This window comes from Aliirhizobium cellulosilyticum (genome assembly GCF_014198105.1).
Lineage (GTDB): Bacteria > Pseudomonadota > Alphaproteobacteria > Rhizobiales > Rhizobiaceae > Neorhizobium > Neorhizobium cellulosilyticum.
On sequence record NZ_JACIGW010000001.1, the window covers coordinates 343067 to 356982 of the forward strand.

Annotated in this window: 14 protein-coding genes; 5 read left to right on the plus strand and 9 right to left on the minus strand. The window is 58.8% G+C overall.

Features of this window, described 5'->3' with window-relative positions; all coding sequences use genetic code 11:
* Nucleotides 1–54: 54 nt before the first annotated feature.
* On the plus strand, nucleotides 55–996 hold the full coding sequence (locus tag GGE33_RS01450; protein ID WP_183820971.1) for a sensor histidine kinase: 942 nt from the start codon (nucleotides 55–57) through the stop codon (nucleotides 994–996).
* A 405-nt stretch (nucleotides 997–1401) separates the two neighbouring features.
* On the opposite strand, the gene GGE33_RS01455 is transcribed toward GGE33_RS01450, so the two are convergent.
* The 3 genes from GGE33_RS01455 to GGE33_RS01465 all read right to left on the minus strand — a co-directional run bounded on the left by GGE33_RS01455 (nucleotide 1402) and on the right by GGE33_RS01465 (nucleotide 5218).
* Nucleotides 1402–2328 carry an ABC transporter permease gene (locus GGE33_RS01455; protein WP_183820972.1) on the minus strand — a complete coding sequence of 309 codons (927 nt, stop codon included), beginning with the start codon at nucleotides 2326–2328 and terminating at the stop codon, nucleotides 1402–1404.
* The gene (locus tag GGE33_RS01460) at nucleotides 2321–3331 is read right to left on the minus strand and encodes an ABC transporter permease (RefSeq protein WP_183820973.1); all 1011 of its coding nucleotides are present in this window, start codon (nucleotides 3329–3331) and stop codon (nucleotides 2321–2323) included. Before GGE33_RS01460 ends, GGE33_RS01455 begins: the two co-directional genes overlap by 8 nt.
* Nucleotides 3332–3508: 177 nt before the next feature.
* Entirely contained in the window at nucleotides 3509–5218 is a 1710-nt protein-coding gene (locus GGE33_RS01465) for a peptide ABC transporter substrate-binding protein (RefSeq protein ID WP_183820974.1), read from the minus strand.
* Nucleotides 5219–5543: 325 nt separating this feature from the next.
* Between GGE33_RS01465 and GGE33_RS01470 the strand changes: the two genes are divergently transcribed.
* Both GGE33_RS01470 and GGE33_RS01475 read left to right on the plus strand, forming a co-directional pair.
* On the plus strand, nucleotides 5544–6707 hold the full coding sequence (locus GGE33_RS01470; RefSeq protein ID WP_183820975.1) for a M20 aminoacylase family protein: 1164 nt from the start codon (nucleotides 5544–5546) through the stop codon (nucleotides 6705–6707).
* A gap of 36 nt (nucleotides 6708–6743) precedes the next feature.
* Entirely contained in the window at nucleotides 6744–8591 is a 1848-nt protein-coding gene (locus GGE33_RS01475) for an ABC transporter ATP-binding protein (protein ID WP_183820976.1), read from the plus strand.
* 16 nt (nucleotides 8592–8607) lie between these two features.
* Here the strand turns inward: GGE33_RS01475 and GGE33_RS01480 are convergent, their stop codons facing one another.
* The 4 genes from GGE33_RS01480 to GGE33_RS01495 form a co-directional block, all read right to left on the minus strand.
* Nucleotides 8608–9207, minus strand: coding sequence for a dual specificity protein phosphatase family protein (locus tag GGE33_RS01480; protein WP_148143187.1), 600 nt, complete (start codon nucleotides 9205–9207; stop codon nucleotides 8608–8610).
* Nucleotides 9208–9305: 98 nt separating this feature from the next.
* Nucleotides 9306–9551, minus strand: coding sequence for a PilZ domain-containing protein (locus GGE33_RS01485; protein ID WP_148143188.1), 246 nt, complete (start codon nucleotides 9549–9551; stop codon nucleotides 9306–9308).
* Nucleotides 9552–9687: 136 nt separating this feature from the next.
* Nucleotides 9688–10569: a methylated-DNA--[protein]-cysteine S-methyltransferase gene (locus GGE33_RS01490; RefSeq protein ID WP_183820977.1), complete on the minus strand. Its 882-nt coding sequence runs from the start codon at nucleotides 10567–10569 to the stop codon at nucleotides 9688–9690.
* Nucleotides 10570–10638: 69 nt separating this feature from the next.
* Complete coding sequence (locus GGE33_RS01495) at nucleotides 10639–11136, minus strand: DUF2244 domain-containing protein (RefSeq protein WP_148143192.1); 498 nt, start codon at nucleotides 11134–11136, stop codon at nucleotides 10639–10641.
* A gap of 21 nt (nucleotides 11137–11157) precedes the next feature.
* Here GGE33_RS01495 and nth point away from each other — a divergent pair, with 21 nt between their 5' ends.
* Nucleotides 11158–11949, plus strand: a complete 792-nt coding sequence (gene nth, locus GGE33_RS01500) for an endonuclease III (RefSeq protein WP_183820978.1) — start codon at nucleotides 11158–11160, stop codon at nucleotides 11947–11949.
* On the opposite strand, the gene GGE33_RS01505 is transcribed toward nth, so the two are convergent.
* Entirely contained in the window at nucleotides 11927–12505 is a 579-nt protein-coding gene (locus tag GGE33_RS01505) for a TetR/AcrR family transcriptional regulator (RefSeq protein ID WP_183820979.1), read from the minus strand. The genes nth and GGE33_RS01505 overlap by 23 nt on opposite strands.
* An 89-nt stretch (nucleotides 12506–12594) precedes the next feature.
* On the opposite strand from GGE33_RS01505, the gene GGE33_RS01510 reads away from it, so the two are divergent.
* A complete protein-coding gene (locus GGE33_RS01510) occupies nucleotides 12595–13026 on the plus strand; it encodes a VOC family protein (RefSeq protein ID WP_183820980.1) in 432 nt (143 codons plus the stop codon).
* Here GGE33_RS01510 and GGE33_RS01515 read toward each other — a convergent pair.
* Entirely contained in the window at nucleotides 13016–13729 is a 714-nt protein-coding gene (locus GGE33_RS01515; protein WP_183820981.1) for a sulfate transporter family protein, read from the minus strand. The two genes, GGE33_RS01510 and GGE33_RS01515, sit on opposite strands and share 11 nt — an antisense overlap.
* Nucleotides 13730–13916 lie beyond the last annotated feature (187 nt).

Genomic DNA, 13916 nt, shown 5'->3' on the forward strand with positions numbered 1-13916 from the left:
CCGCTGACATGGCAGCACGCTGGTCAGAGTGATGACAAGCTGCGGGAATTTTTCATGCCCGCGCTCATCGACCTTGGCGCGAGTATCATTATTCAGAACAAGGCGCTGGACTATCTCTACTTCGCCAATTTACCCGAGGTATGGGCTCCTGAAGATATTCTGAGCCCTTCTGATGCCGCGCTCTTCGGTGATGAAGTTGCGGCAAAGCTGCTCATCCTAAAACAAGGCATGGCGGAAAGCGGCAAAAAAGGGCATATCGAGGTTACTGTCGGTTCCGACCAGATCTTTGAATTTCGCGTTCAGGCAGTAGAGTTCCAATCCGGTGGGCTGCATCTCGTGACGACGATCATCGATCGTTCGGAAGAACGGCATCGCGAGAGGCTGTTGCGCGCGTTGTTGCGCGAGGTGAGCCATCGCTCGAAGAACCTGCTCGCGATCATCCAGAGTATCGCGCTGCAAACAGCGCGTTACTCCGGCTCGCTCGATCTCTTCCTCCATAAGTTCCGGGGCCGGCTTTATTCGCTTTCGCAAAGCCAGGACCTGATCACCGATTCCAGCTGGCGTGGCGCCTATCTGTTCGATCTGGTGCGGCAACAGACGGAGAAATATATGCCGGATAACCGGCATATGGTGAAAATCTCTGGCGACAATGTGCTGCTTTCGCCCAATGCCTCGCTGCATCTGGGGCTGGCGCTGCATGAGCTGGTCGTCAATGCCGTGAGCCACGGTTCGATGTTGCGCAACGGAAAGCCGATCGACATCACTTCCACGCGGGTGAATGCCGACGGACATGATTACCTTGAGCTCAACTGGGAAGAGATGTTGAGCGGCTCCAACGATCGGGATGCCACGGAGGAAGGGCTGAAGGCTCATTTCGGCAGCACGGTCCTGGAGCGTGTCGTGCCAGCTTCCGTCAACGGCAAGGCTCAATATGTGATCTCCAGTCAGGGCATCAGCTACAAGCTGCGTTTTCCGCTTGATCACGGCGGCGAGTGACGCCGGGCCAATTTCAAGAAATCTTCCGGGAGTAATCAAACGGGAGCATCGCCCTGAAGCGCGCCGCGATCTTTCAGATTCGCTTGCCGCGCTTTAGCTCTCTGTTTTTAAGCATGTCTCCCAAAACCGGTGACCACTTTCGGGAGACATGCTGTAGGCGAAGGCATGTCGCCCAAACAGATCCGGCTCGGTTTCCTTGGGAAACCGAGCCGGCTCGTCTCTTCGAGGGGGATTGAAGAGTTTGTCCGAAAGCTTTTGTAGGGCGGGGGACGGGGGGTCGCCTTCGGACACTCGAATAACGGACGACGAAAAAGAAGGTTCCAACTTTTTCACGAAAAATTCTGCATCTTCATAACAGCAAACGGCGGCTTGCGCCGCCGTTTGCTGTTTGAGGCATCGACTTTCTCAACGCTTGACGGCGCGGGGATCCAGCGCGTCGCGGATCGCGTCGCCCATGTAGTTGACGCTCAGAACCGTCAGGGAGATGGCAAGGCCCGGCCAGAGCACGCGCGAGGGCGTTAGCTGCAGAAAGTTGGCGCCATCGAACAGCAGCCGGCCCCAGGTCGGAAAGTCCGATGGGAAGCCGAGACCAAGGAAGGAGAGCGACGATTCCGTGATGATGGCCGAGGCGATGCCGAGGGTTGCCGAGACCATGATCGAGGAGAGCACGTTCGGGAGAATGTGCCTCAGCACGATGCGGTATTCACGCATGCCGCTCGATTTTGCTGCCAGAACGAATTCCTGGCTTTTGACCGCCAGAACATCGCCACGGACGATACGGGCGGTATGCATCCAGCTGGTAATGCCGATAACGACCACGATCAGGATGAAGATGCCGGTCTCGGGACCGAAGGCTGAACGCAGCGTATCGCGAAACAGAAGCAGGATGACCAGCAGAAGCGGCAGCAGCGGCAGCGCCAGGAAAAGGTCCGTCAGGCGCATCAGCGGGCCGTCGAGGCGGCGGAAATATCCTGACAGGACACCGACCAGCGTGCCGAGGAAAAGCGCCAGCAGCATGGCGGTGATGCCGACTGCAAGCGAGATGCGCCCGCCGGCCAGAACCTGCGCCAGCATGTCCTTGCCGAGATTGTCGGTGCCGAAGGGATGCGCCAGCGACGGCCACTGGTTCTTGTCGCGGATATTGATCTGGTTCGGCGCGACGCGGTGGATGTAGGGGCCGACATAGACGGCGAGCACGATGAAGGTGAAGACGACGAGACCGGCAACGCCGCCCTTGTGGGCACGAAACTGTTTCCACATGTCGGCAAATGCCGAGCGGGCCGGAGTGGAGGCTGTCACCGGTGTAGACGAGGTCACGGTTGCGTCAGTCATAACGGATCCTCGGGTCAAGAATGCCGTAAAGCACGTCGGCAATCAGGTTGAAGAGGACGATCAGCACCGCGAAAATGAAGGTGAGCGTCTGCACGAGCGGGATATCCGCGCCCTGAACGGCGGTTATCAGCAACTGGCCAAGCCCATTCACGCGAAAAATCTGTTCGGTAATGATGGCGCCGGAAAAGATGGTCGGCACGCCGAGGGCGATGACGGTGACGACCGGAATGAGGCTGTTGCGCAGTACGTGGACGAGCAGCACGGCCTTTTCCTTCACGCCCTTGGCGCGGGCGGTGCGGACATAATCCTGATGCAGGTTGTCGAGCATCGAGGCGCGAACGAAACGGGCGATCTGCGAGGCGTTATAGAGCGACAGAACGGCGACCGGCAGAACCATCTGCTTTACCTGCGCAACGAAGCTGGAAAAGTCCGTGACCCGCAGGTTGGTATCGTAGACCGAAGGAAACCACTGCAGATAGGAAGAGAAAATGACCACCAGCAGCACGCCGGTGAAGAAGGTCGGGACCGAATAACCGACCATCGAGATGAAGGTGCCGACCTGGTCGAAGATCGAATACTGCTTGTAGGCCGAAATGACACCGATCGGAATGGCGATCAGGATGCCGAAGACATAAGCGAGGCCAACGACCCAGAGCGTCTGAGGCAGGCGCTGGACGATGAGATCGACGACCGGGCTGCGTGTTGCCCAGGAAAGCACCCGCATGCGTTCGCCATCGCCAAACTGCCAGCCGGTGAGGCTTTCAATTATGTTGAGCGGCTCGTTGATGAAAAACTGATGCAGCCAGGCCAGATAACGGAAGAAGAAGGGTTGATCGAGACCCAGCGAGGCGCGGATCTGCTCGCGCACTTCCGGCGGGATCGTCAGCGGCAGGTCGCCGGTCGGATCGTTCGGGGCCAGATCAAGAAGCGCGAAAATGACGAAGCTGATCACCAGCAAGGTCGGTATTGCGAAGAACAATCGTCGCAATGTGAATGTGAACATCTGGAATTTTCTCCGGCTGCACATCCTTAGGCCATGGCTGCGGGCGACCGACTGCATGGGCTATGGGGCGCAGAATTATCTATGCTGGCAAACCTGCCCTGCCGGAGGGCAGGGCGGGCTTTGATCTTCTCGCAGAAGGACAAGTCCGGGCGGATTTCAGCTCACCCGGCCTTGCAATTACTTCTTGCGATACCAGTCAGCGACGTTCCAGAGCTGGCTGTCCCAGGAGTTCATCCTGACGCCATCCAGCGAAACGGCGAAAGCGGAGAGATCGCCGCGGTGAACGAGCGGGATATGAGCGCCTTCTTCCGTCAGCATGTCGTTCAGCTGCTTGGCAAGCTCGGCGCGCTTTGCCGGGTCTGCGGTCTTGGAGAGAGTGCCGACCATCTTGTCATATTCCGGGTTGCAATAACGCGGAATGTTCTGGCCCTGCCAGCCGTTGGACGGGCCGGGCATCTGGTTGCACAGCCATTCCGCCAGATATTTTTCCGGGTCGGTGCCGTCGAAGTTGTTCGTGTACATTTCGACGTCGGCGTAGAACTTCTGGAACGTGTCGGGGCTCGCCGGATCACCGCCGAAGAAGACCGATGCGGAGGCGTTGCGCAGTTCCGCACCGACACCGATTTCGGCCCACATGGACTTGACCAGTTCCTGGGTTGCCTGGCGGACCGAGTTGGTCGAGGTGGAGTAGAGGAAGTTGAGCTTGACGCCTTCCTTGGCGCGGATGCCGTCCGAACCCTTTACCCAGCCTGCATCATCGAGCAGCTTGTTGGCGGCTTCGAGGTCCTGCTTGAGGCACCAGCTGTCATTCTTGGTCGAAGCGACAGCTTCCGGTGCCGGAACGATATTGCAGGTGGCCTTGCCGGCAGCGCCGTAACCGGCCTCGACGATGATATCGCGGTCGATGGCGAGCGAGAGGGCGCGGCGCACTGCCGGGTCCTTCAAGGCCGGATGCGGACCTGCTTCCGTGGTGGAGCGCTTGTCGCCGAGAGCCGGGTCAGGGTTCGTCCAGTTGAGATTGATGCGTTCGACATTGGTGCCGAAGGCCGATTCAAGCCGGCCTTTACCTGCGGCCAACATCGTCTGCAGCACTTCCGGCTCGACCATGGTGTTCCATGCGTAGTCGTATTCGCCAGTTTCCAGCACGGCGCGCGCGGCGGAGGCCGCATCACCGCCACCCTTGAGGGTGACTGAAGCGAAAGCGGGCTTGGCCGGATCCCGGTAATTCGGATTGGCCTTGAAGGTGATCACGTCGTTGGGCTTGAAGTCTGCGACGACGAAGGCGCCGGTACCGATCGGGCCGAAATTGGCAGCGGTGCAGCCGGGAGCCTTGGCGCCGACGCAATCGGCGAATTGCTTGGCCTGGATGATCGGCGACTGAGAGCCGACAAAGGCGGAATAGGGATAAGGTTTCGGCTCGGTGAAGGTGACCTTGACGGTGTGCGGGTCTATGGCTTCGACGTCCTTGACGCCTTCATACTGTGCCTTCTGGGCGCAGCCGCCGTCCGGCGCCGTGCAGTATTTCCAGGTGAAGATCACGTCTTCGGCGGTGAAGGGAGAGCCGTCCGACCATTTGACGTCAGGCTTCAGCTTCCAGGTCAGGCTCAGCAGATCCTTCGCCAGGCCGCCGTTTTCCAGGGTCGGGATTTCGGTTGCCAGATAAGCGACCAGCTTTCCGTTTTCGTCGGTACGGGCCAGAGGCTCGATGACCATCGAAGACGCGAAGACTTCTTTCGTGCCGCCGGACAAGAACGGGTTCATGGTGGAGACGGCCTGCCAGAACAGGATCTTCAGGTCACCATCCGTGCCGCGCTCGGCATGTGCCGTGGCGCTTGAAAGCGCCATGGCGGCAACCGTGCCGGCCAACAGAAGTTTCAATCTATGCATGCTGCTGTTCCCCTTTGTGGTTCTCTTTACGAGTTTTGGTGATTGGTGGCGGGCGGTTCCGGTCGGGGCTCCCTGGTTGCGGCTTTTTAGCCTGTCAACCTTCCCGACGGGTGCCAATGATGCTGCCCGCAAGTTCTGTGTTCAGTCTATTTATGACACGTCCATTCCTTCACGTCTGGCGTGTTTGACCAAATTTTGAGCCATCAAAGCACAAGCCTATTTTTCGTTCAAGAGCGAAAATTGAAGCTTGCAAAAGCTTGCATAAGCGTCGCAATATCCGCTTCAACCCGCATGGGAACTTGAGAAAAATCAACGAGGTGCCGGAATGCCAGTGATCAATCGCGTAGCCGAGATGCAGGAACAGGTCGCCGAATGGCGTCGCCATCTGCACCAGAATCCGGAGCTGCTTTACGATGTTCACGAGACATCACGCTTTGTTGCGGAGAAGCTTAACTCCTTCGGTTGCGACGTGGTCGAAACCGGCATCGGCAAGACCGGTGTCGTCGGCATCATCAAGGGTAAACACGGTGATGGACCGGTGATCGGGTTCCGCGCCGACATGGATGCGCTGCCGATCTTTGAGACCTCTGGCAAGCCGTGGGCATCGAAGACGCCGGGCAAGGCACATTCATGCGGCCATGACGGCCACACGGCCATGCTTCTTGGGGCTGCCCAGTATCTGGCCGAGACGCGCAACTTCAAGGGATCTGTTGCGGTGATCTTCCAGCCGGCCGAAGAGGGCGGTGCTGGAGCGCTGGCGATGATTGAAGACGGTTTCATCGACAAGTTCGGCATCAACGAAGTCTACGGCATGCATAACGAGCCGCGGCTTGCCGTGGGTAATTTCGCCATCCGCAAGGGCGGCATCATGGCGGCTGCCGACGTGTTCGAGATCACCGTGAACGGCCGTGGCAGCCATGCCGCACAGCCGCATAACTCTATCGATCCGGTGCTTGCCGCATCGCATATCGTGATTGCGCTGCAGTCGATCGTTTCGCGCGAAACCGACCCGTTGAAGTCGCTGGTTGTCACTGTTGCGGCGATCCATGGCGGGGAAGCAAACAATGTCATTCCCGATACGGTAAAGCTTGTTGGCACTGTGCGAACACTGTTGCCGGAGACACGCGATTTTGCCCAGAAGCGCCTAACGACTGTGGCGGAAATGACTGCGACCGTACATGGCGCTACTGCCGATGTTGTCTATCGCCGCGGGTATCCGGTCACTTTCAACCACGAAGCGGAAACCGAATTTGCGATCGGTATCGCCGGCAAGGTAGCCGGTCCGAAAGCGGTCAACGGCGAGGTCAATCCGCATATGGGCGCGGAGGATTTTTCCTACATGCTGGAACAGCGTCCCGGTGCATTCATCTTCATCGGCAATGGCGATACGGCGAGCCTGCATAATGCAGCCTATGACTTCAATGACGAGGCGATCCCCTATGGCGTCAGCTATTGGGTGACGTTGGCGGAAACCGCGCTCGCGGCCTGATCCGGGCAAGTTCATCGAGATAAAAAGGGGAACCCGATGCTGCTTTCCGGAAATGACATGGAACATGGGGGCGGCTCCGTCGCTCCCGTCCTTTCGGTGAAAAACCTCTCGACCTCGTTTCGAGTCGGCGACGAGTGGAAGACCGTAGTGCGCAACATCTCGTTCGATGTCGCGCCGCGGGAAACGGTGGCGATCGTCGGCGAAAGCGGGTCGGGCAAATCGGTGACGTCGCTGTCGATCATGCGGCTGTTGCCGAAGAAGACGAGCAGGATCGAGGGACAGGTGTTCCTGCAGGGCAAGGAACTGGTATCCCTGCCGGAAGAGCAGATGCGGCGGGTGCGCGGCAACGATATCTCGATGATCTTCCAGGAGCCGATGACATCGCTCAATCCGATCTTTCCGATCGGAAAGCAGATCGCCGAGGCACTGACGGTTCACACGGATATTTCCAAGGCTGAGGCCAAGGCGGAAGTTTTGCGACTTCTCGAGAAAGTCCGTATCCCGAACGCAAAAGGCAGGTTCGACGAATATCCGCATCAGTTTTCCGGCGGCATGCGCCAGCGCGTAATGATCGCCATGGCGCTGGCGTCGAGGCCAAAGCTGCTGATCGCCGACGAGCCGACGACGGCGCTCGACGTAACGATCCAGGGGCAGATCCTCGACCTGATCAAGCAGTTGCAGGACGAGGAGGGCATGTCGGTTCTGTTCATCACCCATGACATGGGCGTGGTGGCGGAAGTGGCCGACCGGACGATCGTGATGTTCCGTGGCGACCAGGTGGAGACGGGTGCGACCGCCGATATCTTTCATCGCGGCAAGCATCCGTATACGCGGGCGCTGCTCTCTGCAGTGCCACGGCTGGGGTCGATGGGCGAGCGCAAACTGCCGCTGCGGTTTCCGATCATCGACGTCAAGACCGGTGAACAGCAGAAGCTTGCCGACGTCACCGACACGGTGGCGAAGGGAAAGACGCCGATCCTCGAAGTTCGTGACCTGACAACGCGTTTCGACATCCATTCAGGTCTGCTCGGTCGCAAAACCGGTGCCGTGCATGCAGTGGAAAACGTGTCTTTCAGCCTGCAGGAGGGCGAGACGCTGTCGCTTGTCGGAGAATCCGGTTGCGGAAAGTCGACGACCGGTCGTTCGGTAACGCGGTTGATCAACCCGACAAGCGGCAATGTCGTGCTTGATGGCTATGAAGTGATGAAGCTCGATCAGCCTTCGCTTCGCCGCATGCGCCGGTCGGTTCAGATGATCTTTCAGGATCCGTTCGCATCGCTCAATCCGCGTATGAGCATCGGGTCTGCGGTGATGGAGCCGTTTGTCGAGCATGCCCTCGGCACGAAGGCCCAGGCGCGTGACAAGGCGGCGGCACTGCTTGAAAAGGTCGGATTGTCAGCTGACATGATGAAGCGTTTTCCGCACGAGTTTTCCGGCGGCCAGCGGCAGCGTATCGCGATTGCGCGTGCGCTGATGCTCGATCCGAAAGTGATTGTCGCGGACGAGGCAGTATCGGCGCTCGACGTCTCGATCAAAGCGCAGGTGTGCAATCTGCTGCTCGACCTGCAGCAGAGCCTGAAGCTCGCCTATCTGTTCATTTCCCACGACATGGCTGTGGTTGAGCGAGTGAGCCACCGGGTGGCGGTGATGTATCTCGGCGAGATCGTCGAGATAGGGCCGCGGGCTGCTGTGTTCGAAAACCCGCAGCATCCTTATACGAAAAAGCTGATGTCGGCGGTTCCCGTGCCGGACCCTGCACGCCGGTCGATCAAGCGCAACATGGCGACCGACGAGATCAAGAGCCCCGTGCGCTCGGTGGATTATGTGCCGCCGGTGCGGCAATACCGTGAGGTCTCCGAGGGGCATATCGTGCAGGTGGCATAAAAGGAAGGATGTCTTTTCAGATGGGGGCCGTGAACGGTTCCCGGGAAAGGCCGTAGTGGCGCTCCAGCATTTCCCATGTCCTGTCCATGGCATAGGCTTTTGAGACGAGCGGCAGGCCGACATGGCCGAAATAAAGCGACAGTTGCTGTTCCGCCTTCTCGGTGGGGACGCCGGCTATCTGATGGCTGTAGATGACGGATACGAGGCCTGTGCGGTCGGCACCTGCCTGGCAGTGGATCAGGATCGGTTTCGGCGCATCTTTCAGCAAGGCGACGAGCTGGTCCGCCTGTTCTGCTGTGAGCTCTCTGGAGGAGACCATGCGGAAGTCGATATGCTTTATTCCAAGCCGCTGCGTTGTCGCCACTTCATCGGTATACCATGCGGCGTTTTTGGAGGGGCCGCGCAGGTTAACGATGGTGCGAATACCGTAATTGCGCGCATATTCCTCGATCTGGCCGGCTGTCGGTTGGGCTGACCGGTAGAGTTCACCGGCGATGACGGTGTGGAAGTTGCCGGAAAGCTGAAGGAAGCCCAGATAGGCGCCGATGCTGAGCGCTGCGATACCAATGGCTGCCGCTCCGTTGCGAAGCCACTTCCGCTTGAATGTAACTGCCATTCGCCGATCCACCTTGCTGAACAGGACAGATTTCATCTGTCGTTGTCCGGTGGCATCTGCCTTTAAGCTGACTGTCACCTGAAGACGGGACTTCGATGTCAGGCGGTGCGGAACTCGACGCCGATTGCGTTGATGCGGCGCCAGCGGACGTCACATTCGAACTGGCGTCCATCGGAAAGCTGGAGCGTGAAGTTTTCAGGGACGGACATGGCGCTTTCGGTCCGGATCATCGCGCCGCCTTCCGACATTTCCTTGACGATGCCGTCAAAAGCCGAACGATGATCGTTGAACAGGATTTTTGCGCCGAGGAAGGCCCTCGATCGCGGAAATTTACGTTCTTGCACCCGGCTGGATCTCCAAGGTTCGATTGGAAATCCTGTAGCGTTCCGAGCCAATGTCGGAAAACCCTGCAAAAAACCCCGTAACTTCTTCGGGTAGATTGGCAGATGAGGTTTCTGATAGCCGGTCAGAATCAGGGCGTTACGCTCCGCCCGTTTCCCAGCCGAGCATGGCGCGCTTGCGGGTGAGGCCCCAATGATAGCCGGTCAGGGCGCCATTCTTTGCGACAGCGCGATGGCAGGGAACGACAAAAGAGATCGGGTTGGCGCCGACGGCTGCTCCTACCGCCCTGCTTGCGGACGGCTGGCCGATATCGTTGGCGACATCCGAATAGGTGACGGCCTTGCCGTATGGGATCTTCAGCAGACTCTGCCAGACGCGCATCTGGAAGTCGGTGCCGATCAGCACGACCCGCAAGGGCCGGTCGCAGAGCCATTTCGAGCGGTCGAAAACGCGGCCGACATAGGGTTCGGTTGCGGCCTTGTCCTCTACATAGGTTGCGTTTGGCCAACGGCGGGTCATGTCGTCCAGCGCCTCCCGTTCGCGGCCTTCATCGGCAAAGGCAAGGCCGGACAGGCCGCGATCGGTGGCCATGACGAGCGCCAGACCGAAGGGCGAGGGGTGGAAGCCGTAGCGGATCATCAGGCCACCGCCCTTTGCCTTCCATTCGCCGGGTGACATCGCCTCATGGGTAACGAAGAGATCATGCAGGCGGCCGGGACCGGAAAGGCCAACCTCATAGGAAGTTTCCAGAAGCGGCAAGCCTTCGGTGCCGAGCAGGCGCTTGGCATGGTCGATCGTAACCGCCTGCAGAAAGGCCTTTGGAGACAGGCCGGCCCAGCGGGTGAACAGTTTCTGCAACTGCGTTGGCGACTGGCCGATCTCGGCAGCGATGGTCTCCAGCGAGGGCTGGTCGCGATAATCAAGGGTAATCATCTCGATCACCCGGCGCACGGTCTCGTAATCAGAGCCTTCCGGCGTCACGTCAATCGCGGGTGTTGAAAACTGAGCGAGAGCATTCATGGTCTGTCTCCTTTCGCTCATATTTGCCTTCTCCGCTTCATCGATACCACCCGTTTCTTGCAGCTTTTCTCACAGGCGGCGGGTTACGGTTGCGAGCGCATTGCGGAAGGCGTTGGCAAAGCTCTCCCGGTCGTCCGGATTGAGAAAGGAACCGACATCCGTCGCCCGACCCTCGCCGCTGACGAACATGGAGGTGATGCCGAATTCCTCGTGCCGGTTGATGCGGAAACGCGCCCAGAAGGGATTGAAACGATGCTCGATCATCCTGCCCGTCGGAGAGAATTTGCGGATCAGGATATGGGTTTGCGATACGCTGACTTCCTCGCGCTGGCGGCCTGAACGGTAGCTCATCTTCAGCGCGAAATAGAGAAGCAGGAAATCCGCTCCGAGAAACAGGCCGATGGGCCAGGCGCCGGTTACGGTGAAGAAGATGCCGTAAAAGGCGCAGACGGCGCCGGAGAGCGCAAGCACCAGCTTGAATCCCGTTCGCCCCAGCGACCGGTAGGGTGTGAGTTCGGCGGCAAAGACAGGCCGCTCCTCCACTATGTGCGCGTTGCTTTCCGTCATGGGGCGTGACTATACAGGCTGATGGCCATTTCCAAATCCCGATCCAGCACCGCTTCCTTGCAAAAGTCAAATCGGACGCCTGCAAAGACGGGTGCGACGAAGACGAAACGCTTCAAATCCGCCTATTCGAAGGACGAGATGGTGGAGATCTTTCGCCGCTTCTCGATCCAGCGGCCGGAGCCAAAGGGCGAGCTCGAGCATGTGAATCCGTTCACGCTTGTAGTTGCGGTGGCGCTATCGGCGCAGGCGACCGATGCCGGGGTCAACAAGGCGACGAGAGCTCTGTTCAGAATAGCCGATACGCCGGAAAAGATGCTGGCGCTCGGCGAAGAGGGAGTGATTTCCCATATCAAGACGATCGGGCTTTATCGCAACAAGGCGAAGAATGTGATCGCGCTCTGTCGCATGCTGATCGACGAATTCGGCAGCCAAGTGCCAAAGACGCGCGAGGAGCTGGTGCGACTGCCGGGTGTGGGGCGCAAGACCGCGAATGTGGTGATGTCGATGGCCTTCGGCATTCCGACACTTGCGGTCGATACGCATGTCTTCCGTATCGGTAATCGCTGCCTGATGGCACCGGGAAAGACACCGGATGAGGTGGAGGAGCAGTTCCTCAAGGTCATTCCGGAAGAATATCTCTTCCATGCTCATCACTGGCTGATCCTGCATGGGCGCTATACCTGCAAGGCGCGCAAGCCGGAATGCGAGCATTGCGTTATCGCTGACCTCTGTCGCTCGCCGGAAAAGACGTTCGACATACCGGCGCCGCTGGTGGAGCTGCCGCCTCAGGTCATCGGCGGGGCTGCACTGTAAGTCCATCCAGCAGGGCCGCGATTGCGGCTTCGTAATCAGTGCGGTTTGCACCACAGTTGATTGCGATCGCGGCCTTTTCGAAGGCCGACGAGATCAGCGATGTCAACGGATCGAGGAGCTTGAGGTTTTCTGATCCAGAAAGCAGGTGTGACAGGCCGATCTTCAGGCCCTCTTCGGCCGGGTCTTCTCCTTCACCGCTATCGATCGCATGCTGCGCCGGGGCTTCTTTCAAGAGCAGCTTTGTGCGGCCCGGCACTGCCATCGCATCGAAATAGGCGGATGCACCCTGCAACAGCGCCTCGCGTGCCGACGAGGCATCCGCCGAGCGGGCGTCAATATCGGCTGCTACATCCTTGGCTTCGCGTTCGATAACGGCCCAGAATAGCGCCTTTTTGTCTGCAAAGTGATGGTAGAGCGCGCCGCGCGTGACCTCAGCTGCGGCGACGATGTCCGGGGTTGCCGTTTCGGCATAGCCCTTTTCGACGAACAAGGTCCTTGCGGCATCCAGAAGGGCGGTGCGGGTGGCATCGGTGCGTTCGCGGTTGCTGCGCGGCATGCGACTATCCTCCATTTACATACATACAGAATGTATTTATAAAAAACATACAGCCTGAATGTATCTGGGATTTCAACGGAGGAAAAGAGATGAAAGCAGTCAGCTATTATCCCGTCATCATGACCAAGGACGTCACAGGGACGGCGGCGTTCTATACCCGGCATTTCGGCTTCGAAGCGCTGTTTACCGCAGACTGGTATGTTCACCTGCAATCGAAGGAGAGCGAGCATGTGACGCTCGCCATTCTCGACGGCAGCCATGACACGATCCCGGAAGGTGCGCGCGGCCAAGTGTCAGGCCTGTTGCTGAATTTCGAAGTCGAAGATGTCGATGCTGTCTATGAACGGCTGAAGGCGGCGGGGCTGCCGATAAGGCTGGATCTCCGCGACGAGGATTTCGGCCAGCGGCATTTCATTACCGCCGATCCGAATGGGGTGCTGATCGATATCATCAAGCCGATCCCGCCGAGCGCGGAGTTTGCCGCCCAATATGAGGCGTCGGCGCTTCCGGCTAAGCCTTGAAGCCCGGATCGCGTTTGGACAGCGCCTTGTGAAGGTGCACCATCAGCCCCGCGGCAAAAAGCGGGGTCAGGAGGTTGAAGAACGGGATCGCCAAGAAACCGGCGATCAGCATGCCGGCAAGCAGAACCGTGGAAGCGTGTTTTGCGCGGAATGCGCGGGCCTCTTCCGGTGAGCGAAAACGCATGGCGGCAAATTCAAAGAATTCGCGGCCAAGCAGGTAGCCGTTGGCCATGAAGAAGGCGATCAGGTTGACGCCCGGAATAAAGAGGAGAAGAAGCGCGATAAAGTTGAAGACGATGGCGACGCCCAGGAACTTTATCGAACCGGCAATCGCCTGACCGAGCGGCAGTTCCTTGCCGGGTGGATCATTCGGGTAATCGCGTTTTTCAACGACGGCTGCGACATCATCGAGAAACAGGCCGGCGATCAGCGCGGTGATCGGGGCGATCAGAAGCGCCAATCCGAGCGCTAGGCCGATGCTGGCGGCAATCGCTGCAATCAGCGTCAGCCAGCCGGTCCATTCCGGCATTGTCGGCAGAAAGGCGGCAAACCACGGCCAGATGTAATAGGCGAAAGTCTCCCTGAGCGCGAACCACAGGCCGACGAGGATGAGCAGGGTGAGCCCCAGCATCTTCCAGAAGGCGGAGCGGGTTTCCGAGGCGAAAAGGTTGACGAGCGCAAGGCGAGCGGCGTCGAGGATCATGAATGGTCTCCGGCGGTTGGCCGGTCAGATGTAGGTGGCGATGCGCGGCGCGACAAGCAGTCCCGCGGCATGACGTCATGGTTGTCTCAAAACATGTGGGGATAGATCGCTTACCCAAGTAAAAGTATGATTAAATGCGGAGTTTGTGCCGTCTATTCTTGCGGGCATTCGCAGTTTTAAGCAATTT

What these genes read in the sequence shown, in the direction of transcription:
- GGE33_RS01450 (WP_183820971.1), top strand. Translation starts at nt 55, where the DNA reads ATGCCCGCGCTCATCGACCTTGGCGCGAGTATCATTATTCAGAACAAG.
- GGE33_RS01455 (WP_183820972.1), bottom strand. Translation starts at nt 2,328, where the DNA reads ATGACTGACGCAACCGTGACCTCGTCTACACCGGTGACAGCCTCCACT.
- GGE33_RS01460 (WP_183820973.1), bottom strand. Translation starts at nt 3,331, where the DNA reads ATGTTCACATTCACATTGCGACGATTGTTCTTCGCAATACCGACCTTG.
- GGE33_RS01465 (WP_183820974.1), bottom strand. Translation starts at nt 5,218, where the DNA reads ATGCATAGATTGAAACTTCTGTTGGCCGGCACGGTTGCCGCCATGGCG.
- GGE33_RS01470 (WP_183820975.1), top strand. Translation starts at nt 5,544, where the DNA reads ATGCCAGTGATCAATCGCGTAGCCGAGATGCAGGAACAGGTCGCCGAA.
- GGE33_RS01475 (WP_183820976.1), top strand. Translation starts at nt 6,744, where the DNA reads ATGCTGCTTTCCGGAAATGACATGGAACATGGGGGCGGCTCCGTCGCT.
- GGE33_RS01480 (WP_148143187.1), bottom strand. Translation starts at nt 9,207, where the DNA reads ATGGCAGTTACATTCAAGCGGAAGTGGCTTCGCAACGGAGCGGCAGCC.
- GGE33_RS01490 (WP_183820977.1), bottom strand. Translation starts at nt 10,569, where the DNA reads ATGAATGCTCTCGCTCAGTTTTCAACACCCGCGATTGACGTGACGCCG.
- GGE33_RS01495 (WP_148143192.1), bottom strand. Translation starts at nt 11,136, where the DNA reads ATGACGGAAAGCAACGCGCACATAGTGGAGGAGCGGCCTGTCTTTGCC.
- nth (WP_183820978.1), top strand. Translation starts at nt 11,158, where the DNA reads ATGGCCATTTCCAAATCCCGATCCAGCACCGCTTCCTTGCAAAAGTCA.
- GGE33_RS01505 (WP_183820979.1), bottom strand. Translation starts at nt 12,505, where the DNA reads ATGCCGCGCAGCAACCGCGAACGCACCGATGCCACCCGCACCGCCCTT.
- GGE33_RS01510 (WP_183820980.1), top strand. Translation starts at nt 12,595, where the DNA reads ATGAAAGCAGTCAGCTATTATCCCGTCATCATGACCAAGGACGTCACA.
- GGE33_RS01515 (WP_183820981.1), bottom strand. Translation starts at nt 13,729, where the DNA reads ATGATCCTCGACGCCGCTCGCCTTGCGCTCGTCAACCTTTTCGCCTCG.